At 65.6% G+C, this 21,897-nt stretch carries 21 protein-coding genes and 2 tRNA genes; 7 read left to right on the plus strand and 16 right to left on the minus strand.

Going from position 1 to position 21,897, the window contains the following annotated elements:
- Positions 1–32: 32 nt before the first annotated feature.
- Positions 33–830, minus strand: a complete 798-nt coding sequence (aqpZ, locus tag GTV32_RS14480; RefSeq protein WP_161060904.1) for an aquaporin Z — start codon at positions 828–830, stop codon at positions 33–35.
- A gap of 101 nt (positions 831–931) precedes the next feature.
- Positions 932–1,354, minus strand: coding sequence for an NUDIX domain-containing protein (locus tag GTV32_RS14485; RefSeq protein ID WP_161060905.1), 423 nt, complete (start codon positions 1,352–1,354; stop codon positions 932–934).
- Between the two features lie 120 nt (positions 1,355–1,474).
- On the opposite strand from GTV32_RS14485, the gene GTV32_RS14490 reads away from it, so the two are divergent.
- Both GTV32_RS14490 and GTV32_RS14495 read left to right on the plus strand, forming a co-directional pair.
- Positions 1,475–2,395, plus strand: a complete 921-nt coding sequence (locus GTV32_RS14490; RefSeq protein WP_161060906.1) for a bile acid:sodium symporter family protein — start codon at positions 1,475–1,477, stop codon at positions 2,393–2,395.
- Positions 2,392–2,859, plus strand: coding sequence for a hypothetical protein (locus GTV32_RS14495; protein ID WP_161060907.1), 468 nt, complete (start codon positions 2,392–2,394; stop codon positions 2,857–2,859). Before GTV32_RS14490 ends, GTV32_RS14495 begins: the two co-directional genes overlap by 4 nt.
- 56 nt (positions 2,860–2,915) lie before the next feature.
- Here the strand turns inward: GTV32_RS14495 and GTV32_RS14500 are convergent.
- Positions 2,916–2,988: transfer RNA gene (locus GTV32_RS14500), tRNA-Arg, on the minus strand.
- A 70-nt stretch (positions 2,989–3,058) separates the two neighbouring features.
- Positions 3,059–3,147: transfer RNA gene (locus GTV32_RS14505), tRNA-Ser, on the minus strand.
- Between the two features lie 109 nt (positions 3,148–3,256).
- Here GTV32_RS14505 and hisC point away from each other — a divergent pair.
- Entirely contained in the window at positions 3,257–4,315 is a 1,059-nt protein-coding gene (gene hisC / locus GTV32_RS14510) for a histidinol-phosphate transaminase (protein WP_161060908.1), read from the plus strand.
- A 7-nt stretch (positions 4,316–4,322) separates the two neighbouring features.
- Here hisC and GTV32_RS14515 read toward each other — a convergent pair whose 3' ends face one another.
- Positions 4,323–5,306: an alpha/beta hydrolase family protein gene (locus GTV32_RS14515; RefSeq protein WP_161060909.1), complete on the minus strand. Its 984-nt coding sequence runs from the start codon at positions 5,304–5,306 to the stop codon at positions 4,323–4,325.
- A gap of 206 nt (positions 5,307–5,512) precedes the next feature.
- Here GTV32_RS14515 and GTV32_RS14520 point away from each other — a divergent pair, with 206 nt between their 5' ends.
- Positions 5,513–5,992, plus strand: coding sequence for a thioesterase family protein (locus tag GTV32_RS14520; protein ID WP_161060910.1), 480 nt, complete (start codon positions 5,513–5,515; stop codon positions 5,990–5,992).
- A 30-nt stretch (positions 5,993–6,022) separates the two neighbouring features.
- On the opposite strand, the gene GTV32_RS14525 is transcribed toward GTV32_RS14520, so the two are convergent.
- Both GTV32_RS14525 and GTV32_RS14530 read right to left on the minus strand, forming a co-directional pair.
- Positions 6,023–7,264, minus strand: a complete 1,242-nt coding sequence (locus tag GTV32_RS14525) for a hypothetical protein (protein WP_161060911.1) — start codon at positions 7,262–7,264, stop codon at positions 6,023–6,025.
- A gap of 53 nt (positions 7,265–7,317) precedes the next feature.
- Positions 7,318–8,436, minus strand: coding sequence for an acyltransferase (locus GTV32_RS14530; protein ID WP_161060912.1), 1,119 nt, complete (start codon positions 8,434–8,436; stop codon positions 7,318–7,320).
- Between the two features lie 43 nt (positions 8,437–8,479).
- On the opposite strand from GTV32_RS14530, the gene GTV32_RS14535 reads away from it, so the two are divergent.
- A complete protein-coding gene (locus GTV32_RS14535; protein ID WP_161060913.1) occupies positions 8,480–9,529 on the plus strand; it encodes a magnesium transporter CorA family protein in 1,050 nt (349 codons plus the stop codon).
- A 24-nt stretch (positions 9,530–9,553) separates the two neighbouring features.
- Here the strand turns inward: GTV32_RS14535 and GTV32_RS14540 are convergent, their stop codons facing one another.
- Positions 9,554–10,228, minus strand: coding sequence for a helix-turn-helix domain-containing protein (locus GTV32_RS14540; RefSeq protein ID WP_161060914.1), 675 nt, complete (start codon positions 10,226–10,228; stop codon positions 9,554–9,556).
- A 155-nt stretch (positions 10,229–10,383) separates the two neighbouring features.
- On the opposite strand from GTV32_RS14540, the gene GTV32_RS14545 reads away from it, so the two are divergent.
- Together GTV32_RS14545 and GTV32_RS14550 are read left to right on the plus strand one after the other, a co-directional pair.
- The gene (locus GTV32_RS14545) at positions 10,384–11,214 is read left to right on the plus strand and encodes a class I SAM-dependent methyltransferase (protein ID WP_161060915.1); all 831 of its coding nucleotides are present in this window, start codon (positions 10,384–10,386) and stop codon (positions 11,212–11,214) included.
- 38 nt (positions 11,215–11,252) lie between these two features.
- Positions 11,253–11,909 carry a DUF5701 family protein gene (locus GTV32_RS14550; RefSeq protein ID WP_161060916.1) on the plus strand — a complete coding sequence of 219 codons (657 nt, stop codon included), beginning with the start codon at positions 11,253–11,255 and terminating at the stop codon, positions 11,907–11,909.
- Here GTV32_RS14550 and GTV32_RS14555 read toward each other — a convergent pair.
- The 8 genes from GTV32_RS14555 to GTV32_RS14590 form a co-directional block, all read right to left on the minus strand.
- Positions 11,893–13,230 carry an HNH endonuclease signature motif containing protein gene (locus tag GTV32_RS14555; RefSeq protein WP_161060917.1) on the minus strand — a complete coding sequence of 446 codons (1,338 nt, stop codon included), beginning with the start codon at positions 13,228–13,230 and terminating at the stop codon, positions 11,893–11,895. The two genes, GTV32_RS14550 and GTV32_RS14555, sit on opposite strands and share 17 nt — an antisense overlap.
- Positions 13,231–13,920: 690 nt before the next feature.
- Positions 13,921–15,093, minus strand: coding sequence for a phage major capsid protein (locus tag GTV32_RS14560; protein WP_161060918.1), 1,173 nt, complete (start codon positions 15,091–15,093; stop codon positions 13,921–13,923).
- Positions 15,094–15,321: 228 nt separating this feature from the next.
- Entirely contained in the window at positions 15,322–15,594 is a 273-nt protein-coding gene (locus GTV32_RS14565) for a hypothetical protein (RefSeq protein ID WP_161060919.1), read from the minus strand.
- A gap of 1 nt (position 15,595) precedes the next feature.
- The gene (locus tag GTV32_RS14570) at positions 15,596–19,663 is read right to left on the minus strand and encodes a phage tail tape measure protein (protein WP_161060920.1); all 4,068 of its coding nucleotides are present in this window, start codon (positions 19,661–19,663) and stop codon (positions 15,596–15,598) included.
- Between the two features lie 533 nt (positions 19,664–20,196).
- A complete protein-coding gene (locus GTV32_RS14575) occupies positions 20,197–20,529 on the minus strand; it encodes a helix-turn-helix domain-containing protein (RefSeq protein WP_161060921.1) in 333 nt (110 codons plus the stop codon).
- Positions 20,530–20,613: 84 nt separating this feature from the next.
- Entirely contained in the window at positions 20,614–21,387 is a 774-nt protein-coding gene (locus GTV32_RS14580) for a hypothetical protein (protein ID WP_161060922.1), read from the minus strand.
- Positions 21,384–21,686, minus strand: a complete 303-nt coding sequence (locus tag GTV32_RS14585) for a hypothetical protein (RefSeq protein ID WP_161060923.1) — start codon at positions 21,684–21,686, stop codon at positions 21,384–21,386. The genes GTV32_RS14580 and GTV32_RS14585 overlap by 4 nt, the downstream gene beginning before the upstream one ends.
- Complete coding sequence (locus GTV32_RS14590) at positions 21,683–21,895, minus strand: helix-turn-helix domain-containing protein (protein ID WP_161060924.1); 213 nt, start codon at positions 21,893–21,895, stop codon at positions 21,683–21,685. The genes GTV32_RS14585 and GTV32_RS14590 overlap by 4 nt, the downstream gene beginning before the upstream one ends.
- Between the last annotated feature and the right edge of the window lie 2 nt (positions 21,896–21,897).

Consider the following 21,897-nt stretch of genomic DNA (forward strand, 5'->3'; position numbering starts at 1 on the left):
GACGGACCTCATCGACTGGGCGGGAGCGCCCCCTAGTCGGTGTTGACGACGTCCGTGGTGTCGAGGGTGCCGGGAGGGCGCCCACCGAAGATGAACTTCGCGTTCTCGAAGAGCAATGGGTACAGCAGGCCACCGATGAGACCACCGATGAGAGGCGCCACCCAGAAGACCCAGAGCTGCCCCGGCGCGCCATCGCCGTTGAAGAAGGCAACACCGGTCGACCGGGCCGGATTGACCGACGTATTGCTGATCGGGATCGAGACGAGGTGGATCAGGGTGAGGCTGAGACCGATTGCGAGGGGACCGAAACCCTTGGGCGCCCGCTCGTCGGTGGCACCGAGGACCACGATGAGGAAGAAGGCGGTCAACAGGATCTCCGCGATTATCACCGAGGTGAGCGAATAGTCGGACGGTGAATGCTCACCATATCCGTTGGCCGCCATATTTCCTTCGGCCTCGAATCCCGGCTGTCCTTTCGCGATGATGTAGAGCACCAGACCAGCCAGCAGGCCACCGATCACCTGGCAGACCCAATAGCCGGGAAGTTCCTTCCACGGCATGCGGCCACCGACGGCTGCACCCAGTGAGATCGCGGGGTTGAAATGGGCGCCAGAGATATGCCCAACCGCATACGCCATGGTCACAACGGTGAGACCGAATGCGAGCGCCACACCCAGAAAACCGATTCCGACCTGAAATGTGTCTTGACCATCGTCGGATTGAGCAATTTGCTTGGCGGCGAAAATCGCGCTGCCGCAACCACCGAACACGAGCCAGAAGGTACCGAATAACTCCGCTGCAAGTTTCGCCACAGGCGATGGAGAGGTCATACTGATCCTTTCGCTAGGTCCGCGCATAGGTCCCCCCGCGTGGACACGGTAACCGAAATGGACAGAAGTTCGGTGAATGCTGTGAAAACTGTGATATCCGGTCAGGAATCGTGACCGCGGAGCCGCAATGCCGGAATCACATGTTCGATCACGAGTGGCGCAAGATCATCGGGCATCGAACATCCATTCACGTTCAGCCATCTGACCTCGTCGATCTCGGCTGCCGGCGAAACGTCGTCTTCGATGAGCGCACATTCGAAAACCGTTGCGATCACATCGCATCCGGCCTCATTCGCGGCCGCCGAACGAAATCGGCCCCACTCGTACAGGTCGGCCTCGTCAACGGCGAGACCGACCTCCTCCGCGCATTCCCGGACCGCCGTCCGCACCGCAGATTCGCCCGGTTCGGGTTTACCGCCGGGGAGCATGAATCGCTGAGTGCCACGTTTGCGCACGGTCAGCAGAAGTCCGTCGCGGTCGCGGATCACGACTCCGCTCACGACGATGGGTGCGGGGCTCGACACCCGGGAGATGTTACTGCGCCGAACGCCGGGATTCGCAGCACGAGGTCATGCGCGGAACTCACAATTCACGACCGTCGATGTGGCAGAGTCGCACACTGTCACGGGCACGCGAGGGGCACGATGGAATCATCGTTCGCGACAGTCGGGCTGCCGTTCGCCCTGGCGGTCATCATGTTCGGGCTGGGGTTGTCGCTCTCGGTCGCCGACTTCCGGGGCGTGGCAAAGAACCCTCGGGCGGTCGCGATCATCCTCGGGTGTCAGATCGTGGTGCTGCCGTTGCTCGGATTCGGACTCGCGGTCGCGTTCGGCCTGCAACCGTTGCTCGCCGTGGGATTGATGACGCTCGCCGCTGCGCCGGGTGGCACGGTCGCGAACCTCTACAGTCATCTGTTCCACGGCGACGTCGCGCTGAACATCACGCTGACCGCCCTCAACTCGATCCTCGCGCTCATCACGTTGCCGATCGTGGTCAATTTCTCGGCGGCCTGGTTTCTCGACACCGCCGACGGCATCGGTGTGCAGCCGGCCAAGATGCTGCAAGTCTTCGCGCTGGTCCTGATTCCCGTGGCAGTGGGCATGCTCGTCCGCGCGCGTGCGCGCTCGTTCGCCGACCGCGCAGACCGGCCGGTGCGGATCGCATCGGGCGTCCTGATCGCGGTGGTGGTCGTCGGCGCGCTGCTCGGCGAGGACCGGGCGCTCGAGTACGCGACCGAGGCGGGCGCGGTGACCGCGGTCTTCTGCGCCCTGTCTCTCACGGTCGGATACGTGATCCCGAGACTGGCCGGCCTGTCGGCCGCGCAATGCGTCGCGGGCGGCTTCGAGATCGGATTGCACAATGCCACCCTCGCGCTCGCCGTCACGCTCACCGTGCTCGACAGCTCGGAGATGTCGGTGGCACCGGCCGTCTACGGGATCGTCATGTTCCCACTCGCGGTGGTCTTCGGTGTGGTGGTCACCAGGATCGGGCGGATGGAAACCGGTCGGACGAAGACGACGGGGCCTTCGGTGCACGAGACCGAGTACAGGCGCGATCGGCCATGAAATACCTCATCGCGTTGATCGTCGCCGCAACGTGCGCGATCGCATCGACGGGGTGCACCACCTCCGAGCCGGGCCCAGCTGTCACCTCATCGTCGACGACGTACCCGTCCGTGGTGCGTTCATCATCGGTCTCGTCGGCGCCGGCCGACACCCCGAACACAACGGTGTCCACGACCACCATGACGACCACGATCGACACGCCGCCCCCGCCGCCGACCGGACCCGCGATCGGCGCACCGTGCATCGGCGCCGACATCGGACGGCGAACCACGGAGGCTAACGGCACCCCGATCATCTGCGACGACTACGTCTGGGTCCTCGACAAAGGCCAGGTGGCGCGGCATCCGTGGGCCGACGACCAAACAGCCTGGGAGAACTGCATCAAGACGCGCAGCGTCGAGGAGTGCCGCGCGATCCTGAACGGCGAGACGCGCATCACCACCACGGCGACCCCGGCGCCCTGATGACACCGGATAAACGAATCCCCCGCCACCTGGCGTAGGTGGCGGGGGATTCTCTGTGCGCCCGTAGGGATTCGAACCCCAAACCTTCTGATCCGTAGTCAGATGCTCTATCCGTTGAGCTACGGGCGCGTGGTCTTCAGTTGTTCCCCGCTGTCGGAGACAGCAGAGGCATTCCACAGTCGGCGCGACTGCGGTTCGGCGGAGGCGAGAGGATTTGAACCTCCGGTCCCGTGTTAGCGAGACAACTCATTAGCAGTGAGTCCCATTCGGCCGCTCTGGCACGCCTCCTCGCGGAGTCCTTTCGAACTGCCGAAGCGAAAGATTACACACCTCGCGCGGCGGTAAGCAAACCGCGACCATTTTGGCCGTTCACGACCGGTACACCTACATTTGACGGGTGACCCTGCGCATCCGTCCAGACCTCGACGATCTGCCCGTCTACGTGCCCGGCAAGACCTTTCCGGGCGCCGTGAAGCTGGCCAGCAACGAGGTGACCGAGGGCCCGCTGCCCAGCGTTCTCGAGGCGATCGTCACAGCGGCCGGATCCGCGAACCGCTACCCCGACAACGGCATGGTCGAGCTCACCGCCGCGCTGGCGAAGAAGCTCGGGGTGACCGAAGACCAGGTGCAGGTGGGCTGTGGCTCGGTGATCCTCTGCCAGAACCTGATCACCGCCACCAGTGGGCCCGGTGACGAGGTGCTGTTCGCCTGGCGGTCCTTCGAAACCTATCCCCTCGCCACGCGGGTCGCCGGTGCGACACCGGTGCAGGTGCCGCTGACGTCCGACCTGGTCCATGATCTGCCTGCGATGGCCGCGGCGATCACCGACCGCACGCGATTGATCTTCGTCTGCAACCCGAACAATCCGACCGGCACCGTCGTCGAGGCGGACGCGTTGCGGGAGTTCCTACGGACCGTCCCCTCCGACATCATCGTCGCGCTCGACGAGGCCTACTTCGAGTATCTGAGGCTCGGCCCCACCCAGGCCTACGACGCCATGGAACTCTGCCGCGAGTTCCGCAACCTGGTGGTCCTGCGGACGTTCTCCAAGGCATACGGCCTGGCCGGACTACGGGTCGGCTACGCGGTCGGCGACCCCGAGGTGATCACCGCGCTGGGCAAGGTGCACGTCCCCTTCACGGTCAGCAGTGTCGCCCAGCACGCCGCACTGGCATGCCTCGAGGCCGGCGACGAACTGCTGACACGAACCGACGCCGTGGTGGCTGAGCGGACGCGGGTCACCACACGACTCCGCGAGCTGGGCTACCGGGTGCCCGACTCCCAGGCCAACTTCGTCTGGCTCGAACTCGGCGAGGCGGCGATGGATTTCTCCCGGGCAGCCGTCGAGGCCGGAGTGGTGGTGCGTCCGTTCGACGGCGTCCGCGTCACGGTCACCAATCCGGGCGAGAACGACGTCTTCCTGCGCTTCGCCGAGCAGTGGAGCCGGACGGCGTGAGCCGGCCCTAGAGGCCTTGGGAGATGGTCGGCCAGGCGACAGGCAGATCCCGTTCCCAATAGACCCAGTTGTGGGTCCCGATCACTCGGAACCCGTCGGTGAACGGGACGTTGTGCGCCCGCAGGGTCGCCGCGAACTCGAGCGAGCAACGCCACGCACCGAGTTCGAGGGCAGAGCCGGCCGCGGTGACCGCCGACCGAGGACCGTCCTTGGGGTCGTAGGGCGCGGTCAGATCGAGCGGCCCGACCGCTCCCGAACCTGCGGCGATGAAGATGTTCTTTCCCCGCAACTTGTCGAGATGCTTGCTCGGATCGTGCGCGTCCCAGTTGGCGGAACCAAAGGGTCCCCACATGTTGGTCGCGTCGCCACCGGACTTCGCGACAGTGGTGCGCACGTAACTCTCGTTCACCGGCCCGGACACCGGCGGGCATCCGCTCAGTGACGCGATCCCCGAGTAGAGACTCGGGTGCCGGAACGCCAGGGTGAAGGCCGATTGGCCGCCCATCGACAGGCCGATGACGGCGTTGCGGCCGGTGCCGTTGAACTTGGCGTCGATCAGCGGCGGCAATTCCTTCGCGAGAAAGGTCTCCCACTGCGGCTTGCCGATCTTGGCATCGCGGTGCGCCCAGTTGGTGTAGAAGCTGCCTGCGCCGCCGGTCGGCAGCACCACGTTGACGTTCTTGTCGGCGAAGAACTTGCCTGCCCGACCCTTGGTGATCCAGTCACTGACGTCCTCGCCGGCATCCGCCCCGTCGAGCAGATAGACGGTGGAGCGCGGTCCACTCCCGTACCGAGGGGTCAGGACCGACACCTTGACCTTGCCACCCATGGCCGGTGACCGGACCCAGACGTCGGTACGCTCCGGGCTCAACTTGGATGTCTTCGAGATCTGCGCTGCCTTGAGGTCGTCGGCGTGGGCTGCTCCGGCCGTTCCGACTACAGCAACCATCAGTGAGGCGACCACCGCCGCCCAGCGTCTCGACTTCCGCATGTTCTCCCTCGCTGCACACACCACGGCTGCACCCGCCCGCCGACCTCGTCGTCGCGGGCATCGCAAACATCGATAGTGCCGTTTCCCCCCGACACCGCACCCTCCTGCTGACAGAGTACTGATGAGTAACCGTCTCGCGTAACCCCAACACCGGGGTTTGGTGCGGTATGTGACCCCGATTCGACGAAATCCGAAAGGCGGCTGCTATGACTCCGGCCCACGACGACCTCGACGACACCCCGGCGGTGGCCGGGACCGGTCTCGACGCGGACGGCTTCGCCTTTGTCGCCGAGGTGGGGGTCCGTTGGTCGGACATGGACGCATTCGGCCACATCAACCACGCTCGGATGGTGACGCTGATGGAGGAGGCGCGCATCGAATGGCTGCTGTCGGCGGGCGACGAGTACGTCCCGCTGATCAAGAGCGCGATGATCGTGCACGTCGAGATCCGCTATCAGCGTCAGCTACGGCACGACGACTCGCCGCTGCGGATCGGCATGTGGATCAAAGGGTCACGGTCGGTCGACTTCACCATCGGATACGAGATCCGCGCTGCCGGCGACGACCCGTCCGCGAAGGCGGCATGCGTGGCGAGCACGCAGATGGCGGTCGTCGACGTCGAGGCGCACACGCTGCGCAGGCTCACACCGACGGAGAAGGAGTATCTGCGTTCTTGGTCGCGGTGACGGGCCGGTAGAACCGGCCCGAGTCGCGATTCAGGACGGCTCGTACCGGGCCGGGAGTTCGCGGGGCACGGCCGGCGAGATCCGGGCGATGTTGCCCTGCAACACGTCCCGATAGATCCGGAGTTGCTCTTCGCCGCTGCGAACCTGTTCGGTGAGCCGCTTGGCGTTGTCCACCGAGATCTCCCGATCGCCCGAACGTGCGATCAGATCGTCGATCCGGTCGTCGATCGTGCTGGCCCGGTCGTACTCGGCGAGCACCCGCAATTCGACGGCGGCCGATTCGACGACGGAGGCGACCTCACCGAGCGCTTGCACCCGGTCGATCAGTTCGGTCCAGACGGGGCGCAGCGCGGCCTCTCGACGGTCGATGTGCTCGGCGAACGACCGATCGAAGCCGCCGTTGCGCTTGGCGCGATCGAGGTCGATCCGCACCGCGCGTAGCGCGATCACGTCGGCGGCGATCTCTGCCAGCTCGGCGTGGAGATTGACCTGCGTGCGCTGGATCTCGAAATGGTCCGACAGCCAGGCCGGGTTCCGCACGATGCGATCGTAGAAATGACCGGCGACGAACAAGAGCGTCTCGTAGCCGTCGACAAACGCCACCGAACCCGGGGTGGCGACCGGTGCCGTCGTGCCGCCGTCTTGTTCAGGCGCCAGGATCTGAGTGGCCCACTCACCGGCCTGCGGATACCCCGACTTCGAAGCCACCTGGCCGACCACGCCCGCAAGTCGATCCATCGCGGCGGTGCCGGCCCGCTTCATGTAACCCGACGTGTTCACGTCCGGTGTGGGCGTGCACATCAGTCCGGCGAACAGACGCTCCCGCTCCTCGATCTCCAGGTAGACATTCTCGCGACGCTCACGCCGGATCGCCCGGGTTCCCCCGGCGAACACACCCTTGGCCGTCACGATGAGCTTGCGTGCGTCGTCGCGACGGCGATGCAGTCCGTTCACGCGGTTGCGCATGACCGCTGCCACCACGCTCGGCATCATCGGATTGGCCAGCTGATGCTCGCTCTGCGCGATCGCGCGTCCCAGCCGCCGCAGATCGCCGAACCCGCCGTGGAGAACCGGCACCGGCAGACCCGTGGAGATTCGCCGCACCACGATGGCTCGTCCGGATGGTGTCAGGAATCCCGAGGCGATGAGGATGGCTGCGGTGTCGGAGAGTTCGGGACGATCGCCGGGCAGGCGCGACTGGTCACACCACGACCGGATCTCGTCACTCGTCGTGCCCGTGGCCGGGAGACCACGACGCCGGTTGTCGACCATACGGATGTCCCTCGATTTCCCGTCCGGTCAGCGGCCGGACGTCATCGTCGATGCTACCCGCGGGTGTGGACGTGCCCGGGTGTGCGAGCGCGCCACAACGGCGCGGTGACACGGTGCAGCAGCCAGGCGACGGGGATACTGACCGCGGTCACGGCGACAAACGCGACCGCCATCGAGCCGGTGAACACCCCGTATCCGAGGACATCCATCACCACCTCCAGCACCAGCACATGGACCAGGAAGAACTCGTAGGAGATCTCCCCGAGCCACACCATCGGGCGGCTTCCGCACAGGCGTGCCCACCAGTCGGTCTGATCGCGAACGGTCAGCGGACCGATCAAACCGACGGCGACCACGAGGTACAGCACGTGCTTGACGATGGTGGCGGACGCGGTGGTCGGGGTGATGGTCGGTTCGCCCGCGATGGAGGTCGCCGAGAGCAGCAACGCGCCGACCGCGATCGACACCGACAATGTCGCGTTCCATCGCCGGATCAGATGCACGCACACCGCGAGCAGCATGCCCGCGACGAACCATCCGAAGAACGCCGGTGCCCACAGACGTGCGGTCGGATTCACCCCGGCACTGCCCGCGACCACCACCGCCCAGACGGGCGACACCAGCATCAGCGCGAGCAATCCGACGATCAGCAGGTCGGGACGCCATCGTCGACGACACACCACCGACACGAGGAGCCAGGCGAGCGGCGGCAGCACCAGGTAGAAGACCACCTCGGCCGCCAGACTCCACATCTGCGTCAGACCCGAGTGCAGATGGCCCAGCCCATAGACCTGGGTGAGGGTCATGTTGCGCACGAAGCCGGACCAGCCCGTGCCCGTCGGTGACGCATCGGCAGGTTCGTAGACGAGGTAGAGCGCATAGACCGCGATGACCGTGACCCAGTAAGCCGGCAGGACGCGTCGCGCCCGATGCCAGAAGTAGCGCCCGACCGCCGGGACGGCACGGCCTTCGACGAGCGCCCGCACCCAGGGAGAGAACAGCAGGTATCCGGAGAGCACGAAGAAGATGGCGACACCGACCTCGAAGCGGGCGGTGAGTCGGCCGACGAAGTCGTCGGTGTAGTGGCCCGTCCAGAAGGCGGCGTGGGTGAGACACACCGAGAGTGCCGCCACGGTGCGGATTCCGGTGAGCGATGGGATCCGCGCGGCCATGCTGCGATCCTGCCATCGGCGTCGCGGTGGCAGAATGCGGGCCATGTCAGAACGAATCCGCGGACAGATCTGGCGCAATGGCGAAAAGGTCGACGGATTCGAGCTGAACAAGGTCTCCGACTGCCTCGACGATCCCGCCCTGCTCGTCTGGGCAGATCTGGAATGTCCCACGAGTGAGACCATGGCGACGCTCGCCGAGGAACTGAAACTCGACCCGTTCGCGGTCGAGGACACCGTCGCGACAGCCGAGCGGGTCAAGGCCGTCGGCTACGCGCACCACACGTTCCTGATGGTCTACGCCGTCACCGCGACCGATGCGCCGGACTCCGCCCAGCGTGAAGATCACGACGTCGATCGCGAGGACGATGACCCGCAGAGTCCGGCTCGACGAGCCGACGCCTTTGATCTGCACCGCATCTCGGTGTTCGTGAAGAAGAACGCGATCATCACCGTCCGGCGCACGCCACACTTCGACATCGAGTCGGTGGTTACCCGATGGGACGAGATCGGTGGCGAGCAGTACGGCATCGGCGCTCTGCTGCACGGCCTCCTCGACGTCGTCGTCGACGGGCATTTCGACGCGGTGCAGCAACTCGACGACGCGCTCGAAGACATCGAGGGGTTGTTGTTCGACGAGAAGGTACCCGGCCGCACCTTGCAACGGCAGACCTACGCCATCCGTAAGGACCTGGTCCAGCTACGCCGGGTGATCCTCCCGATGCGCGAGGTCATCGGATCCATCCAGCGCCGCAGATTCGAGAACGATGCCCCATCCGAGCTCGATCCGCACTTCTCCGATCTCTACGACCATGCGCTGCGTGCGGCCGAATGGACAGAATCGTTGCGGGACATGGTGACCACCGTCTTCGAGACGAACCTGTCGCTGGCCGACGCGCGACTCAACTCGGTGATGAAGAAGCTGACCGGGTGGGCGGCTATCATCGCCGTGCCCACCGCCATCACCGGCTTCTACGGCCAGAATGTGCCGTATCCCGGCTACGATCAGACCGCCGGGTTCATCATCAGCACAGTGCTGATCGTGGTGATCGTCGTGGGCCTCTACTTCAGCTTCCGTCGGCGTGACTGGATCTGAGCCACAAGCACTTCCGGTCAGGCCTCAGGCCGGACGCGGGATGGCCGACGCGGTACTCTGACCGATCCACTCCGGCACGTCGCGCCGCACGTCCGCCGGTGCGAGAACCGTTATCCGGTCGTCGAGCAGGCCGGTTCGCCAGTCGATGTCGCCTCGCCACACCTCGGTGAGCGTACGCAGATCGGTGACCACGGTGGCGTCGACATCGTAGCCGGGATCGAAATCACAGACCTGCGCCTCGCCGTCGCTGACCACCAGCCACCACGAACCGGCCTTGCCGATGATGTCGTGGAAGGTGAATTCCACCATCGTGCGACGTCGGGGCCAGCGGTCGATGGGAATGGTCCGATGGATGTCCCACATCAACAGATGGGGATCGAGGTCGGCGTCGCCGAGTTCGGAGATCCAGCGCGTTCCCCACGAACTCAGCGCGGTCACCACTTCGGTCAGCTCTTCCCCCTTCTCGGTGAGCGCGTAGACCGAACGCCCACCCACCTCGGCGCGCCGCACCACCCCGGCGCGTTCGAGGCTGCGCAGCCGTTTGGTGAGCAGGGCAGGCGACATCTTCGGCACCCCCCGGCGAAGCTCGTTGAAATGCCTACTGCCCAGCAGGAGTTCGCGGACAACGAGGATCGTCCACCGCTCGTCGAGCAGTTCCATCGCCTTGGCGACCGGACAGAACTGTCCATAGGAAGTCATCCGGAACCCCTTCCTTCGGTGCATCAAGTACACACCCGGGCGGCGACGATGACCAGTACAGATTCAGTACCACCGGTGGTTCATTTCCTGGTCTGGACCGTCGGACGGCTCGGCGAGATGCTGACTACGTCATTCGATCCGACCGAGGAGACACGATGTCCGTCGACAACATCACCACCGACCAGGCGCTGAAAGCGAAACACCGCGCAGTGTGGGCGTCCGGAGACTATCCAGCCGTCGCCGATGTGATCACCCAACTCGGACCGCGTCTCGTCGACGCCGCCGAGATCGGCCCCGACGATCGCGTGGTCGACGTCGCCGCCGGCGCAGGCAATGTGGCTATCCCGGCCGCACGGACCGGCGCTCACGTGGTCGCCACCGACCTGACCCCCGAACTGCTCCAAACAGGTGAATCCACCGAACCCGACCTCGGGATCGTCTGGCGGACCGCCGACGCCGAGGACCTGCCGTTCGACTCCGGCACCTTCGACGTGGCCGTGTCCTGCGTCGGCGTGATGTTCGCGCCCCACCATCAACGCTGCGCCGACGAACTGGTCCGGGTCTGTCGGCCCGGTGGCCGGATCGGCTTGATCAACTGGACGCCCAGCGGCTTCATCGGCCAGCTCTTCTCCGTCATGAAGCCATACGCACCGCCGCCTCCGCCCGGCGCGAGCCCCGGCGTGCTGTGGGGAGACACCGATCATGTGCGCACCCTGTTCGGTGACCGTGTCCGCGACGTCACCGCGACGGCCGAATCGCTGCCCGTCAGTCGATTCGCTGACGGCGCGGAGTTCCGGGACTTCTTCAAGGCGGCTTACGGGCCGACGATCATGACATACAAGGCGATCGGTGACGATGCCGCACGGATCGCCGAACTGGATGCGGCGATGGCGGCCCTCGCCGACGAATACCTCGACAACGGGCAGATGGCCTGGGAATATCTGCTGTTCGCGGCCACCGTCGGTGGCGCTACTGAATTGCGCTGAGCCAGAATCAATTTCGAGATTCGACTATAATCGACCGGATGCACCCGACGAGTGTTCACCTCCCCGACCTCCCGACACAGGCCCGCCGGCTCATCGACCTCGGAGTGGCGAGTCTCGCGGGCATCGATGACGCCGCGCTCGTCGATGCCGCCGCGTCCGCTGGTGACACCACAGACGCGCTTCTCGTCCCACACCCGGACGTGCTCGCGCCGTCCGTGGCCGCGCCACTGCTCACCCGCGCCGACAAGCCCGGATTTGTCGTCGTCGACATGACCGACCTCGATGACTTCGCGCCGATCACCGGGGTCGACCTGCCGAACGGGCCGTTCTACCTGCTCTCCGGCATCGAGCGCGGTGACGAGATGGCCAACTGGAGTCCCGACGAGGCGCTGCCGGCGATCACGGGTGCCGCCCGCACCCCACTCACCATCGGGGAAGGAATCGCGTGGCTGCTGCAACAACCCGACCAGCTCGAGCCGAACCACTGCTTCATGACCATCGGGTCGCGTCTGACGAGGGCGAGCGGTCGCCTCGACGCCCGTACCCCGGCGATCTGGATCTCCGGCGGCACCGGCCGGGACGGCCGGGAGCGCAAGGGCGCGCCGAAGGTCGGTTGGTGCTGGGCGGGTAACCGTCACACGTGGCTCGGGTTTGCGTCGGCAGCCGATCGCCGGGCGATCACCGCGGGTACGTGACAATCTGCTGTCCGGTCACGGAATTGCGCCAAGTGATGCTGCGATCGGTGTGCATGGTCGGGATCCACACGCCGAGATGTTTGCGGTGGTGATCGGGAGTGCACATCGGTATCAGGTTGTAGGCCACGGTCCAGCCTCCCGCGTTCGGATCGGCGTGGTCGAACTTGACCAGATGATCGATCTCGCACGCGTGGGACGGGTTGCCGCAGTATGGATATCTGCACCACAGGTCCGTCGCGAGGATCTGCGCCCGCAACTGTTTCGACGGCTGGTAGACCAGAGCTCCAGGAGGCGGGACGCTGAACCCGCCATGCCCGGTGGGGTCGATCGGCGGGGCAGGACCGTCGCCGCCACCAGCGCCGGCGACGATCGACTCAGCCGGTAGTTCGATCTGCCGTGCGGCGTCGCCGATCTCGGCCGCATGGCCGGGATCGATGGCACCGTGGCCGCGCAGATGAGGTGCTCGGCCGTCATCGGGGTCGACGACCACAACGATGCCGGACGCGGCCTCCGGTTCGAGCCCGGATGCCGGCGCAGGTTCATCCACACCGCGACCGCAGCCGTCACGACCACATGCACAGGTCAAGCGCGCGGCCGGAAATCCCATGAGTTCGGCCAACGCCGCAACACGCTGCTGACCGGTCGTGCGCGGATCGTGCTTACACACCCTGAGAGCGAGCAACGCGGCGAGTCGCTCCCTGAGGAACACGCCGTGTTCGGCCGGAACTGTTGCGTCGACGGTGTTGTGGCCGAACGCATCAGGTCTGACGATGACATTCTGGTTGCGTTCGGCGAAATCCTTGCGAGCGGCAGCCGCGGCATCAGGGTCGAGTTCGATGAGTAGTTTCTCGAGTTGCGAACGCAGCATCGGATCGGTGGTGGCGCGCCGCGCCAACCCCAACGCCAGTGGTTCGAGGACGCCGCGCAGGTCGTCGTCGACGACGCCGAGAATCGCGGAGATCACCGAGATCCGGTGCAGGGCGAAGTCACCCTCGAGAAACGCCAACCGCAGTTGGGGCATCCGCTGCAACTGCGCGCCGAGTGTGAGCCACTTGCCCGCCTGCGATCTCGAGACACCGAGCTGGAGCGACACCTCACCGACCGCTGCTTTGTCGGCGGCGTCGCGAATCCCGTTCTGGCGCACCGGGTTCACGACGAAGTCGTCGGACACCGACAGTCCGAGCCGATAGGCCAGCAACACCATCCGTGCCTCCCGCTGGCGCCCTTGGCGTTGCATGTCACGGGCGGCATCGGCCAGGCTCGCAGACGGCGCCGACGACACGGCTGCATCATCGGCGACGGGATCGGTGAACGAGAACATGCGCGCGACTTCCGTGTGAACCGGCAGGGACACCCTCGTCAACTACCCGACATCACCACGAACGCGTGCATGAGAATCAACTACCGAAACACTAACGGCACCCACCGACAAGAATCGCCGGCGCGCCTGCGCCCCGACAACGGTTCGCCGCGACCACCGGTAACCGGCACCACCGGCAGGCACGCGCCTGGCCAACTGCGGAAGCGGAGGGATTTGAACCCCAATCGACGGTGCTGGTCAGGCGTCGATAATGCCTCTCACCTGCCATTACTCGTCGCTGCGCATCACCGGAAATCACGGTGTTTCGTGCCCAAGTGTGCCCAAAATGTGCCCACGCAACGGAGGGGACGCCCAGGGGGGTCAACATCCCTGGTCGTAGGGGGTCGCGACTCCGGGGGCGAGTCGCCGTGTACATCCTGTGACGGATCTGGTCACGTGACCATTTTCCCGCCGAATTTGAGCGATGCCCCCCCCGATCTCTCTAATTTGAGCGCGTAAAGACGCAGCTCCCCAGCCGGTGTCCACCCCTGCGGCACCCAGAGATTTCGACCCCCCCTACCCCCTGGACAGCCAAGCGCCCCGACCCAGGAGACATGGGTCGGGGCGCTGTTCCAGCGGGTCACCAATTCCGCTGGCGGCGTCGGATGCACGCAGTCGGACCAGGAACGGGGCGCATCCGAGTCTGTGGGGTCAGGAGGCGGCGGTGTCTACCCGGACGATCCCCATCGGCTTGTAGACAGCCAGGCCGTAGCGGCCCTCGAGCCTCGCGCGGACGTAGTTTTTCAAGAAGTCGTCCGAGATCGCGTCGGTCCATTTCAGCTCGTACTGCGCATCACCTGTGAGGGCCAGCGCGGTCTGGTCGAGCAGGAGCGCGGTGTCCTCGGGCAGCGCGTTGGACACGACGGCTTGTACTCCCCAGAGCCGGCGCGCGGCAGTGTTGACGGGTAGCCCTTGCACATCGGTGGCCCCGCTGGTCGCGGTGAGTAACTCGATCGCTTCCCAGTCTTCGGGCCGGACGACGAGCGACGAGGCGGTGTAGCCCGTGGTCTCGATCTTCGTGATGGCTTTGCGGAACGTGGTCAGCTTGTCGGTGGCGAACGCCTGGACCTGGATGCCCGACGTGTTGAGGATGCCGCGCATGTTCGGCTCAGTCCCGTTGCCGCTGAGTACCTGAGTCTCGATCGCGTTGCGCAGTCCGTAGAGCATCTCGACTTCCATGAACTGCTCGAGGTTCCGGTTGTCCTTGAGCGTGTACTCAGGGATCTGCTCAGACACGTGCGCGATGACGGTCAGCTTGCTGTCGACGGTCTCGATCGAGTAGATCGACGTCGGCTTGGTGGCGCCCTCGGCCACGGGTGCAGCGTTGTTCGTCCGCACGGTCTGACGCAGGAACGAGAACTGCGGCTGTGTCACCTCGGAGTCGATCACATCGAGGATCGATTGCGGGAGTTTGCCCATCTCGACGACCCCGGACCGCAGCGGGAGTGATGTGATGCGGGCACCACTGGACACCAGGGCCTTGCGCTCGGTGTCGTACGAGGCGCGGGTGAGGTTGCGCGCGAGCGACTTCACGCCGTCGCCGGTGAGCGGGAGTCGGCCGGACTTGCGAGCGAGCTCGTCGCTGGGGCCAGCGGGGCCGATTGCGTCCGCCATGTCCAACACTTCTCGGGTCAGATCATCGTCTGCGCGTGCCGCCTTCACCTTTTCGACAAGATCCTTGCCCTTGGTGAGCTCGGCGTTGAAAGCGACCTTCTCCGCGTCCGTCATCTCTCGGCTCTCGGATTCGGCCTTCTCCGCGATGTCCCGGGCGGCCTTCGCGGCGCCCTCGGCGGCTTCACGCAACGCCTTCAGTCGTGTGCTCATGGGAATAGTCCTCTCCTACAGGATGAATGGATGGCGCGAATGTGCGCCGATTCAGTGCCGGGGAGACGGACAGTCCATCGGGCGTGGCCGTGGCCGGCCGACCGAAGTCGCCGGGGGCGGTTCCCTTCACTGCTGGTCTGGTCCTGGTCTTCAGGTGTGGCAGCGAGGCGCGGACTCCGAACGGAGCTGGCGGATCTCGCCTGCCACGACGAACATAGCACCGCTCACTCACTGCTTCGGTCGCTCAAGGTCCATGTCGAGCAACGCGAAGTCGATCGAGCGCGGCGTCGCGTCGATGTCACCGTTCGACAGGTACAGGAGCTGCTCGACGAGCGCGCTCGTGAGGGCGTCGATGATGCCGGAGAATGCTGTCACTCCGCTGTCGCTCCACGCTTCGTCGAGGATCGCGTAGATGGTGTCGATGTCGTCGTCGAGGCGTGCGCGGGTGATGTTCGCTGCGCGTTCGACGTTGATGCGGATCTGTGCTTCTGACGCTGACATCTCACATACCTGCTCTCGTGAAGTTGAAGCCGGCCGACCCGTTCGGGTCGCCCTGGATCTTGACGGTGATGTTTTTGCCCTGCTTGATCGCGGTGAGGATGTCGTTGAGTACCTCGGTCTGTTGGCGGACTGCGGCGCTGACACCGGGGATGTCGTTGGCGCCGGTGTTCACGTTGGGTGCCAGGTCGCCGAGGGTCCAGTTGCCCGACTGTGCGGAGGTGACGTAGGGGGCGGCGGTGTTGGCGACCATCAGGCCACTACCGACTCCCAGCGACAGCAGGTCGTAGAGGTTCTTCGGTGCCGCGGCATCGCTCGTGTCTGCCGTATAGCCACCGAAGCCTCCTCGGGCGAATCCCTTCACGCCGAGGATGCGGCCTGTCTTCGCCCAGATCCCCAGCGAGCGAGCGCGTTTGCTGGGCGAGTGCGGAATGTAGCTCTCGCCGCCGGATTCGGGTTCGCCCCACACGCGGTAGTCGCCTGGGCGGACGATCTGCGCCGAGTGGTCCTCGAGGCCGCCGTTGGCGAATGTCCGGACGATCGGTGCTCGACCGTTCATCGTGGGGGTGGTGATGACGAACTGCTCGCCGTCGGCCTTCGGGGTCACCGCGGCCTTCGGTGCCGGCGCGGTCGGCGTGGCGGTGGTGGCGGTCATGCCACTGGGCCAGTTCGTGACGTAGACCTGCTGGACACCGGCGGGGGCGGTGCCGTCGGCCGGGCCGTCGCTGCCCGCGGCCAGCCGTCCGATCGATGCGGCGAGTTCCTTGTCGGCCTCGGCGGCCTTGGCCTGGTAGTTCGAGCCGTCGGAGAACGCTGAGCGCTGCACCGCTTGGGCCATCTGCGCCTCGGTCATTGAGTCTTTGCCCTGCACCTTGTCGAGGGCGTCGTAGTACTTGCCGGCCGCGATCGTGGTGTCTTGGAGTTCCTGGGCGTTGCCCCACCCCTGCGAGGGGCGTTGCTGGAAGGCTCCGACGCTGTCACGGTCGCCGTGGTCGAGGTCCTCGGCGTTGGATTCGGCGAGGGCGGCCATGACTGCGGAACGGATTTCCTTCTCGGACTTGCCGCGGCGTTGGCCCTCGGCGACGATCTCGTCGATGTTGCGTTGCTTCGATGTGAGTTTCGAGGGGTCGTAGCGTTTGGCCTGGGCGACGGCGGCCTTCGTGGCGGTGTGGCCGAGGGCCCAGTGGACGTGGTCGGCGTGGGCGGCCATCTGGTCGGCGCCGTAGAACGCGATGCCGTCGCCGACGTTCTTGCCGTCCTTGATGTTGTGGCCGAACGGTGAGTGGATCAGCTCGAGGCTGTCGGGGTAGTTCTGGGCGATCCAGGTTGCGATGGCGCCCATATCGCCGCCTGAGATGTCGATGGCCTTGCCGGCGTTGTGATAGTCCGCGTGGCCCTCGGTCTGCTCGGTGCGAGTCCCTGAGGTCATCTGTGCGGCAGGGAACTTGCCGTGGATCGCGTCCCACATCGACTGCTGATCGGTGGTCGTGAGGCCCGGGGTGCTGATACCGCCGTCGGCCATGGCGCGGTAGAGCTTGAACCCGAACCTACCGGCGACCTCCGACAGGATCGATGTGGCGCGTGGTCGTTTCGATGCAGCCCCGGGAATGTATGCCTCCCATGGTCCTGCGGCGGTTTCTGCCCACTGAATGAGCCCCCGAGGTCCGCGTGCGGGCTGGATGACAGCCTGGTCGGGGAGAGCGCCGTCGATGCCGCCTGATGCGTATTGGCGGACGCCGCCGTCGGCCTGTATCGCGGTGCGATTGATCGCGCGCTGCTGTGGCGTCCGGTAGTTCGGTCCGTCGGGGTCGTCGTAGAAGATCTTGACCGTTTTCGTCTCGGTCTTCGTGATGTCGGCGAGACGGGCCTTGGCCTCGTCGGTGTTGGCGACGACCTTCACCGTGCCATCGGGCAGCGTGGTGACGATGAACCCGAGGTCCTCGAGCTTCTTGCGCGTCTCGGGGCTGTTGTCGGAGATGATGATGGTCTTCGCGTCCGGGATCTGGACGACGGAGTTGCGGAGCGTGTCCATCGCGCCGGCCGAGTTGCGGGCCGCGTCACCGGCCTCGTTGACGCGGTCGCGGGCACCGGCCATACCGGGGACCAGCTCGTCGGCGATGAAGTTCGCGGCACCGTGCGCGGCGTCGCCCATCCCCTGCATGTCGGTGCCCATCGACTTCGCGGCGTCACCCGCTGACTTGATCGCGTTGCCGACGCTACCGAGGCTGGGGATCTTCGAGATAATTCCACCGATGAACGATGTTGCGCTACCGATCCCCGACACCATCTGGCCGAGCAACTTGCCGAGCTCGCCCGCGGTCGATCCCCACACGTGCAGGAATCCGGCCGCGGTGTTGCCCATCGCGATACCGAAGGTCAGTGCGGCCGAGACGACGTCAGCGAAGAACGCGGTGATCTCGTCCTTGTTGGCGATCAGCCCGTTCGCCATGTCCTGGACCGTCGGGCCGAGGGCCTCGGCCATGGCCTTTTTCACTTCGCCGGTCGACTCGCCGATGGTTCGTCGCAGGCTCTCGATCGACGATGCTGCGTTGTCGTTCATCACCTTCGACGCGTTGTCGGCGGCGCCGGCCACCTCGCCGAAGTCGTTGACCGCCTTGGACGGGTCCCACTGGGTGAACGCGCCGATGAAGTCACCCGCGGTGTCACCGAGCAGGGCCATCGCGGCCTGGTTGCGCTTCACCGGATCCTCGATGGACCGGATCTTGTCGAAGGCTTGGTCGAACGCCTGCTCGGCGGCCGGACCGCCCTCCTTGAATGCGTCGTACATCTGCTGTCCGTTGAGACCGATCCCGTTGAGCGCGTCGACGATCGTGCCGCCCTCCTCGGTGACGCGCCGGCCGAATTCACGCAGCGCATCTGCGGCCCGGTCGGTGTTGTCGACGCCGAGCGTCTGGGACTGGTCGACCAGCGCGAGCGCGGTCTTGGCCGACAGCCCGGTGTTCTTCCATCCCGCCGAGTACTCCGAGAGCGAGTCGAGCAGGTCGCCCTGGGCGTTGAGTCCGTTCTGGCGGGCCTTCACGATGAGGTCTGCAGCCTCGTCGATGTTGGCGACCAGACCGCTACGCACCAGCCCGGATACGCCGCGCAGGGTGTCGGTGGTGTCGCTGCCGAGTGCGGTGTTGAGCGCCTCGACCTTCGCGATGAGCGCCTCCATGTCCTCCTGGGTGGCCGAGGTGTCGATGAGGCCGAAGTCGAACAGGCCGCGCAGCGATTCCATGTTGCCCTGCACCGATTCCCCGAATGCCGACATGTACGCCTCGGACGCTGCGGCGCCCATCTTGCTCGCGGTCGCTTCGTCGACACCGAGCTGACCCTGGATGGTGTCCTGCATCTGCTCGCGGTCCATGCCGTCGGCGATCGACTTCGCCAGCAACGCGCCAGCCGCCAGGCCGACGACCGCGACACCGGCGACCGCGGCACCGATCGGGCCGCCCTTCGATCCGAGGCTCGCGATCTTCGGCGCGAACCCGGCCATGAACGACCCACCGAAGTTGCCGCCGACCTCCGACCCCTTCTCGCCCAGCGACCCCAGCTTGCTCATGAAGCCGTCGAGTTTGCTGCCGTCCGGTGTCGCGGTATCGATCTGCTGGTTCGCGCGGCGCATGTCCTGGGCGGCCTGCGTCGCGGCGGTGGACGCGCGCTTGAGGGTCACTGTGTGCTGGTCTGCGGCCTTCTCGGCGGCTTTTGTGGCCCTCTCGGTGTCCCGGTGTGCCTCGGTCACTCTTTGCTGCGCACGGACGGACTCAGCGGACGAATCGCCGTACTTCTTCTGGGCCTGGGCAAGTCGATCGACAGCGATCTTCTCGCGTTCGGCGGCATCGGCGGCTTTCTGCCCCGCGGTGCGCGCCGCGCTGGCCGCCTTCTCGGTCTCGGTCCGCACCCGCTCGTAGGCATTCGCCGATTTCACGGCCGACTGCCGAACTTGCTCGGACGAGCTGTCGGCGGCCTTGCCGAGTTGGTCGAGGCTTCGCTTCGACGCCGTGAGTCGATCGTCGAAGTCATCTCCGCGGATCGACAGGTCGGCGTAGAGGTCTGCAACCTTCTGTGCCATGGTCATGCTCCTTCGGTTTCGATGGGTTGGGGGAGGACCGTTGTTTCATCGCAGGTCAGATACTCCGCAGTTTTTCGGACGTCGACCGTCGCGGTCGCGCGCGCGTACGTTTCGCAACGATTCGTCGTCGTCTGTGGCGGTGTGGCATTTGCGCCCGCGGCGGCGATGGCGCATTTGTAGATATGGCATTTGTAGATATGGCATTTGGTGGCTCATCTGGGTGAGCCATAGACATGGCCGAAATGAGCCACAGACATTCTGGAATGAGCCACAGACATGGGTCGAAATGAGCCACAGACATGGTCTGCGACGGTCACGCGTGACAGTCATGTGACCGATGCCCTGTGTCAGACACACCGCATGCTGAAAGTCTGTGGCTCGCCTGGATGAGCCATGGAAATATCTGCGGCTCACCCAGATGAGCCACAGAGTCAAAGTCTGCGGCTCATCTGGGTGAGCTATAGAGATCGTCGCTGTTCCAGGATTACCCCGTAGATTTACCCCAACGGTTAGGGGAAGGTTTGCCCGTAAGTTCATGCTGAGGCCCAATCCTCCCGGTGCTCAAGCAGATCCGGCATGGACAACCGCCACTCGTCGGAGAGTCCGCGGTGGCGGTTGCCGTGCTTGACCTTCGTGAGCCACCCCGTCCGCACCAAGGCGTCACGATTGCGCTTCAGCGTCGCCAGGCTCATGCAGGCCGCGTAGGCCAACTGGTCATTGCCGGGGAAGATGCCTTCACCCTTCACGTTCGCGAACGAGGCGAACACGAGGGCCACGAGCTTGGTCGATCGATCCATCCGCTCCTCACGGATCATCCGCTCCCAGTCATACCGTCCGCAGGGAATCGTGGGCCGTTGCTCGGCCATCTGTGCGGCTCCTGTCTGTCTTGTGGTGAGTGGATTCCCTTCATGTCGACGGCTCCCCTTGCCGTTGCGCCACGGTGGCGCCTCTCAGGTCGCCAGACGCTGGCCCCAGGACGGAAACAGCTCGCTTGGCCGGCACCGAATGACGTCGGTTGCCTGCACGATCTCTGCGATGGTGAACGGCGTTCGAGCTTGGACACGCTCGTCGAACTCGTCGGGCGTGAGGCCGATCATCTCGGCCAGCCTCGCCGGATCGGTGGCGCTCCGTTCCATCACCGCAGCGAGACTCGACCCGACGTGGACGTTGAGCATGATCGAGTCGAGGTCGACCATCTCGACCTCTTTCCGCGCGGCCCTCGGTGTCCGCTGAGCAATGTCGGCGAGTTCGATCAGCCTGGCCGCCAGCGCTCGGGCGTGAGTCGGGCTGAGCTCCGCCCGGTCGTGACGCGGTCGGATCTCGAGTTCGACCCACGCGGGTAGAGGTCGCGCGCCCGACAGGAACTCGTGGGCGCGGACCGCGAGGCGCACGGCATCGGTTGCCTCGAGGTCGCGGCACTCGCCATGCCTCAGCGTGAGTTCGCGATAGGTTTCGTCGTGCGGGCCGAACGGCTTCCCATCACCGTCGAACTCGGGTTCGATCCAGTCCGAGGTGTCCACCTCGCGATCGACCGCCCCCTCATAGGCACTGTCACACAGGCGCTGGAAATCGTTCTGGCGAACCATGTCCTGTGCGGCAGCGACGAGGTCGTCCGGGGGTAGCGCGTGCCGCTCGTCGGCGGCGAGGCGGCGGATCTGCTCGCCGGTCAGCCGGCCGGCGTATATGCGCCAGTCGGTCGGCGGGTTATCGTTGTCGTGCGTCATTGATCGATTCCATTCGTGATGATGCGGTTGCCCCCGATGGCTTGCCGGCTGGTCGGGGGCTTCTTCTGTCCGGACCTGGCGAACTCGTCGGCTCGGTCCTTTGCCGCGAACGCGAGGTCTCGCAGCATGTCTCGGTTCGGGTGGTCGCGCGGAGAGTCTTCGAAGCGTGCCCACGCTCGATCGGCGGCGAGGTCCAGGCGCTCGCAAATGCGAGTGAATCGCCGAGTGCCGAGCTCCTCGGCGCCCAGGCCCGCATCGGCGTGGGCCTCGAGCGCGGCGTAACGGTCGGCGACCATCACGCCGGCACCGCACGCTCGTCGGTGCGCTGCATGGTGTTCGCTTCGGTCCACGCGTAGACGTCGGTCCAGCGGTAGAGCACCCGCCGGCCGTGCTTGACGAACTTCGGACCGATTCCGCGGTAGCGGTCCTGGGCCAGCTGCGCTTTGCTCGTGCGCAGGTACTCGGCCACCTCTTCGGCGGTCGCGAGATTGTCGATGGCGCGATCCATGG

It is taken from the genome of Gordonia sp. SID5947 (assembly GCF_009862785.1).
In the GTDB taxonomy this organism is placed as follows: Bacteria; Actinomycetota; Actinomycetes; order Mycobacteriales; family Mycobacteriaceae; genus Gordonia.

Bases quoted from the DNA above. Each gene is read 5' to 3' on its own strand.
- GTV32_RS14540 (WP_161060914.1), bottom strand. From the start codon at position 10,228: ATGACTTCCTATGGACAGTTCTGTCCGGTCGCCAAGGCGATGGAACTG.
- GTV32_RS14575 (WP_161060921.1), bottom strand. From the start codon at position 20,529: ATGGCCGAGCAACGGCCCACGATTCCCTGCGGACGGTATGACTGGGAG.
- GTV32_RS14535 (WP_161060913.1), top strand. From the start codon at position 8,480: ATGTCAGAACGAATCCGCGGACAGATCTGGCGCAATGGCGAAAAGGTC.
- GTV32_RS14520 (WP_161060910.1), top strand. From the start codon at position 5,513: ATGACTCCGGCCCACGACGACCTCGACGACACCCCGGCGGTGGCCGGG.
- aqpZ (WP_161060904.1), bottom strand. From the start codon at position 830: ATGACCTCTCCATCGCCTGTGGCGAAACTTGCAGCGGAGTTATTCGGT.
- GTV32_RS14545 (WP_161060915.1), top strand. From the start codon at position 10,384: ATGTCCGTCGACAACATCACCACCGACCAGGCGCTGAAAGCGAAACAC.
- GTV32_RS14590 (WP_161060924.1), bottom strand. From the start codon at position 21,895: ATGGATCGCGCCATCGACAATCTCGCGACCGCCGAAGAGGTGGCCGAG.
- GTV32_RS14525 (WP_161060911.1), bottom strand. From the start codon at position 7,264: ATGGTCGACAACCGGCGTCGTGGTCTCCCGGCCACGGGCACGACGAGT.
- GTV32_RS14495 (WP_161060907.1), top strand. From the start codon at position 2,392: ATGAAATACCTCATCGCGTTGATCGTCGCCGCAACGTGCGCGATCGCA.
- GTV32_RS14550 (WP_161060916.1), top strand. From the start codon at position 11,253: ATGCACCCGACGAGTGTTCACCTCCCCGACCTCCCGACACAGGCCCGC.
- GTV32_RS14555 (WP_161060917.1), bottom strand. From the start codon at position 13,230: ATGTTCTCGTTCACCGATCCCGTCGCCGATGATGCAGCCGTGTCGTCG.
- GTV32_RS14490 (WP_161060906.1), top strand. From the start codon at position 1,475: ATGGAATCATCGTTCGCGACAGTCGGGCTGCCGTTCGCCCTGGCGGTC.
- GTV32_RS14515 (WP_161060909.1), bottom strand. From the start codon at position 5,306: ATGCGGAAGTCGAGACGCTGGGCGGCGGTGGTCGCCTCACTGATGGTT.
- GTV32_RS14565 (WP_161060919.1), bottom strand. From the start codon at position 15,594: ATGTCAGCGTCAGAAGCACAGATCCGCATCAACGTCGAACGCGCAGCG.
- GTV32_RS14570 (WP_161060920.1), bottom strand. From the start codon at position 19,663: ATGGCACAGAAGGTTGCAGACCTCTACGCCGACCTGTCGATCCGCGGA.
- GTV32_RS14580 (WP_161060922.1), bottom strand. From the start codon at position 21,387: ATGACGCACGACAACGATAACCCGCCGACCGACTGGCGCATATACGCC.
- GTV32_RS14560 (WP_161060918.1), bottom strand. From the start codon at position 15,093: ATGAGCACACGACTGAAGGCGTTGCGTGAAGCCGCCGAGGGCGCCGCG.
- GTV32_RS14530 (WP_161060912.1), bottom strand. From the start codon at position 8,436: ATGGCCGCGCGGATCCCATCGCTCACCGGAATCCGCACCGTGGCGGCA.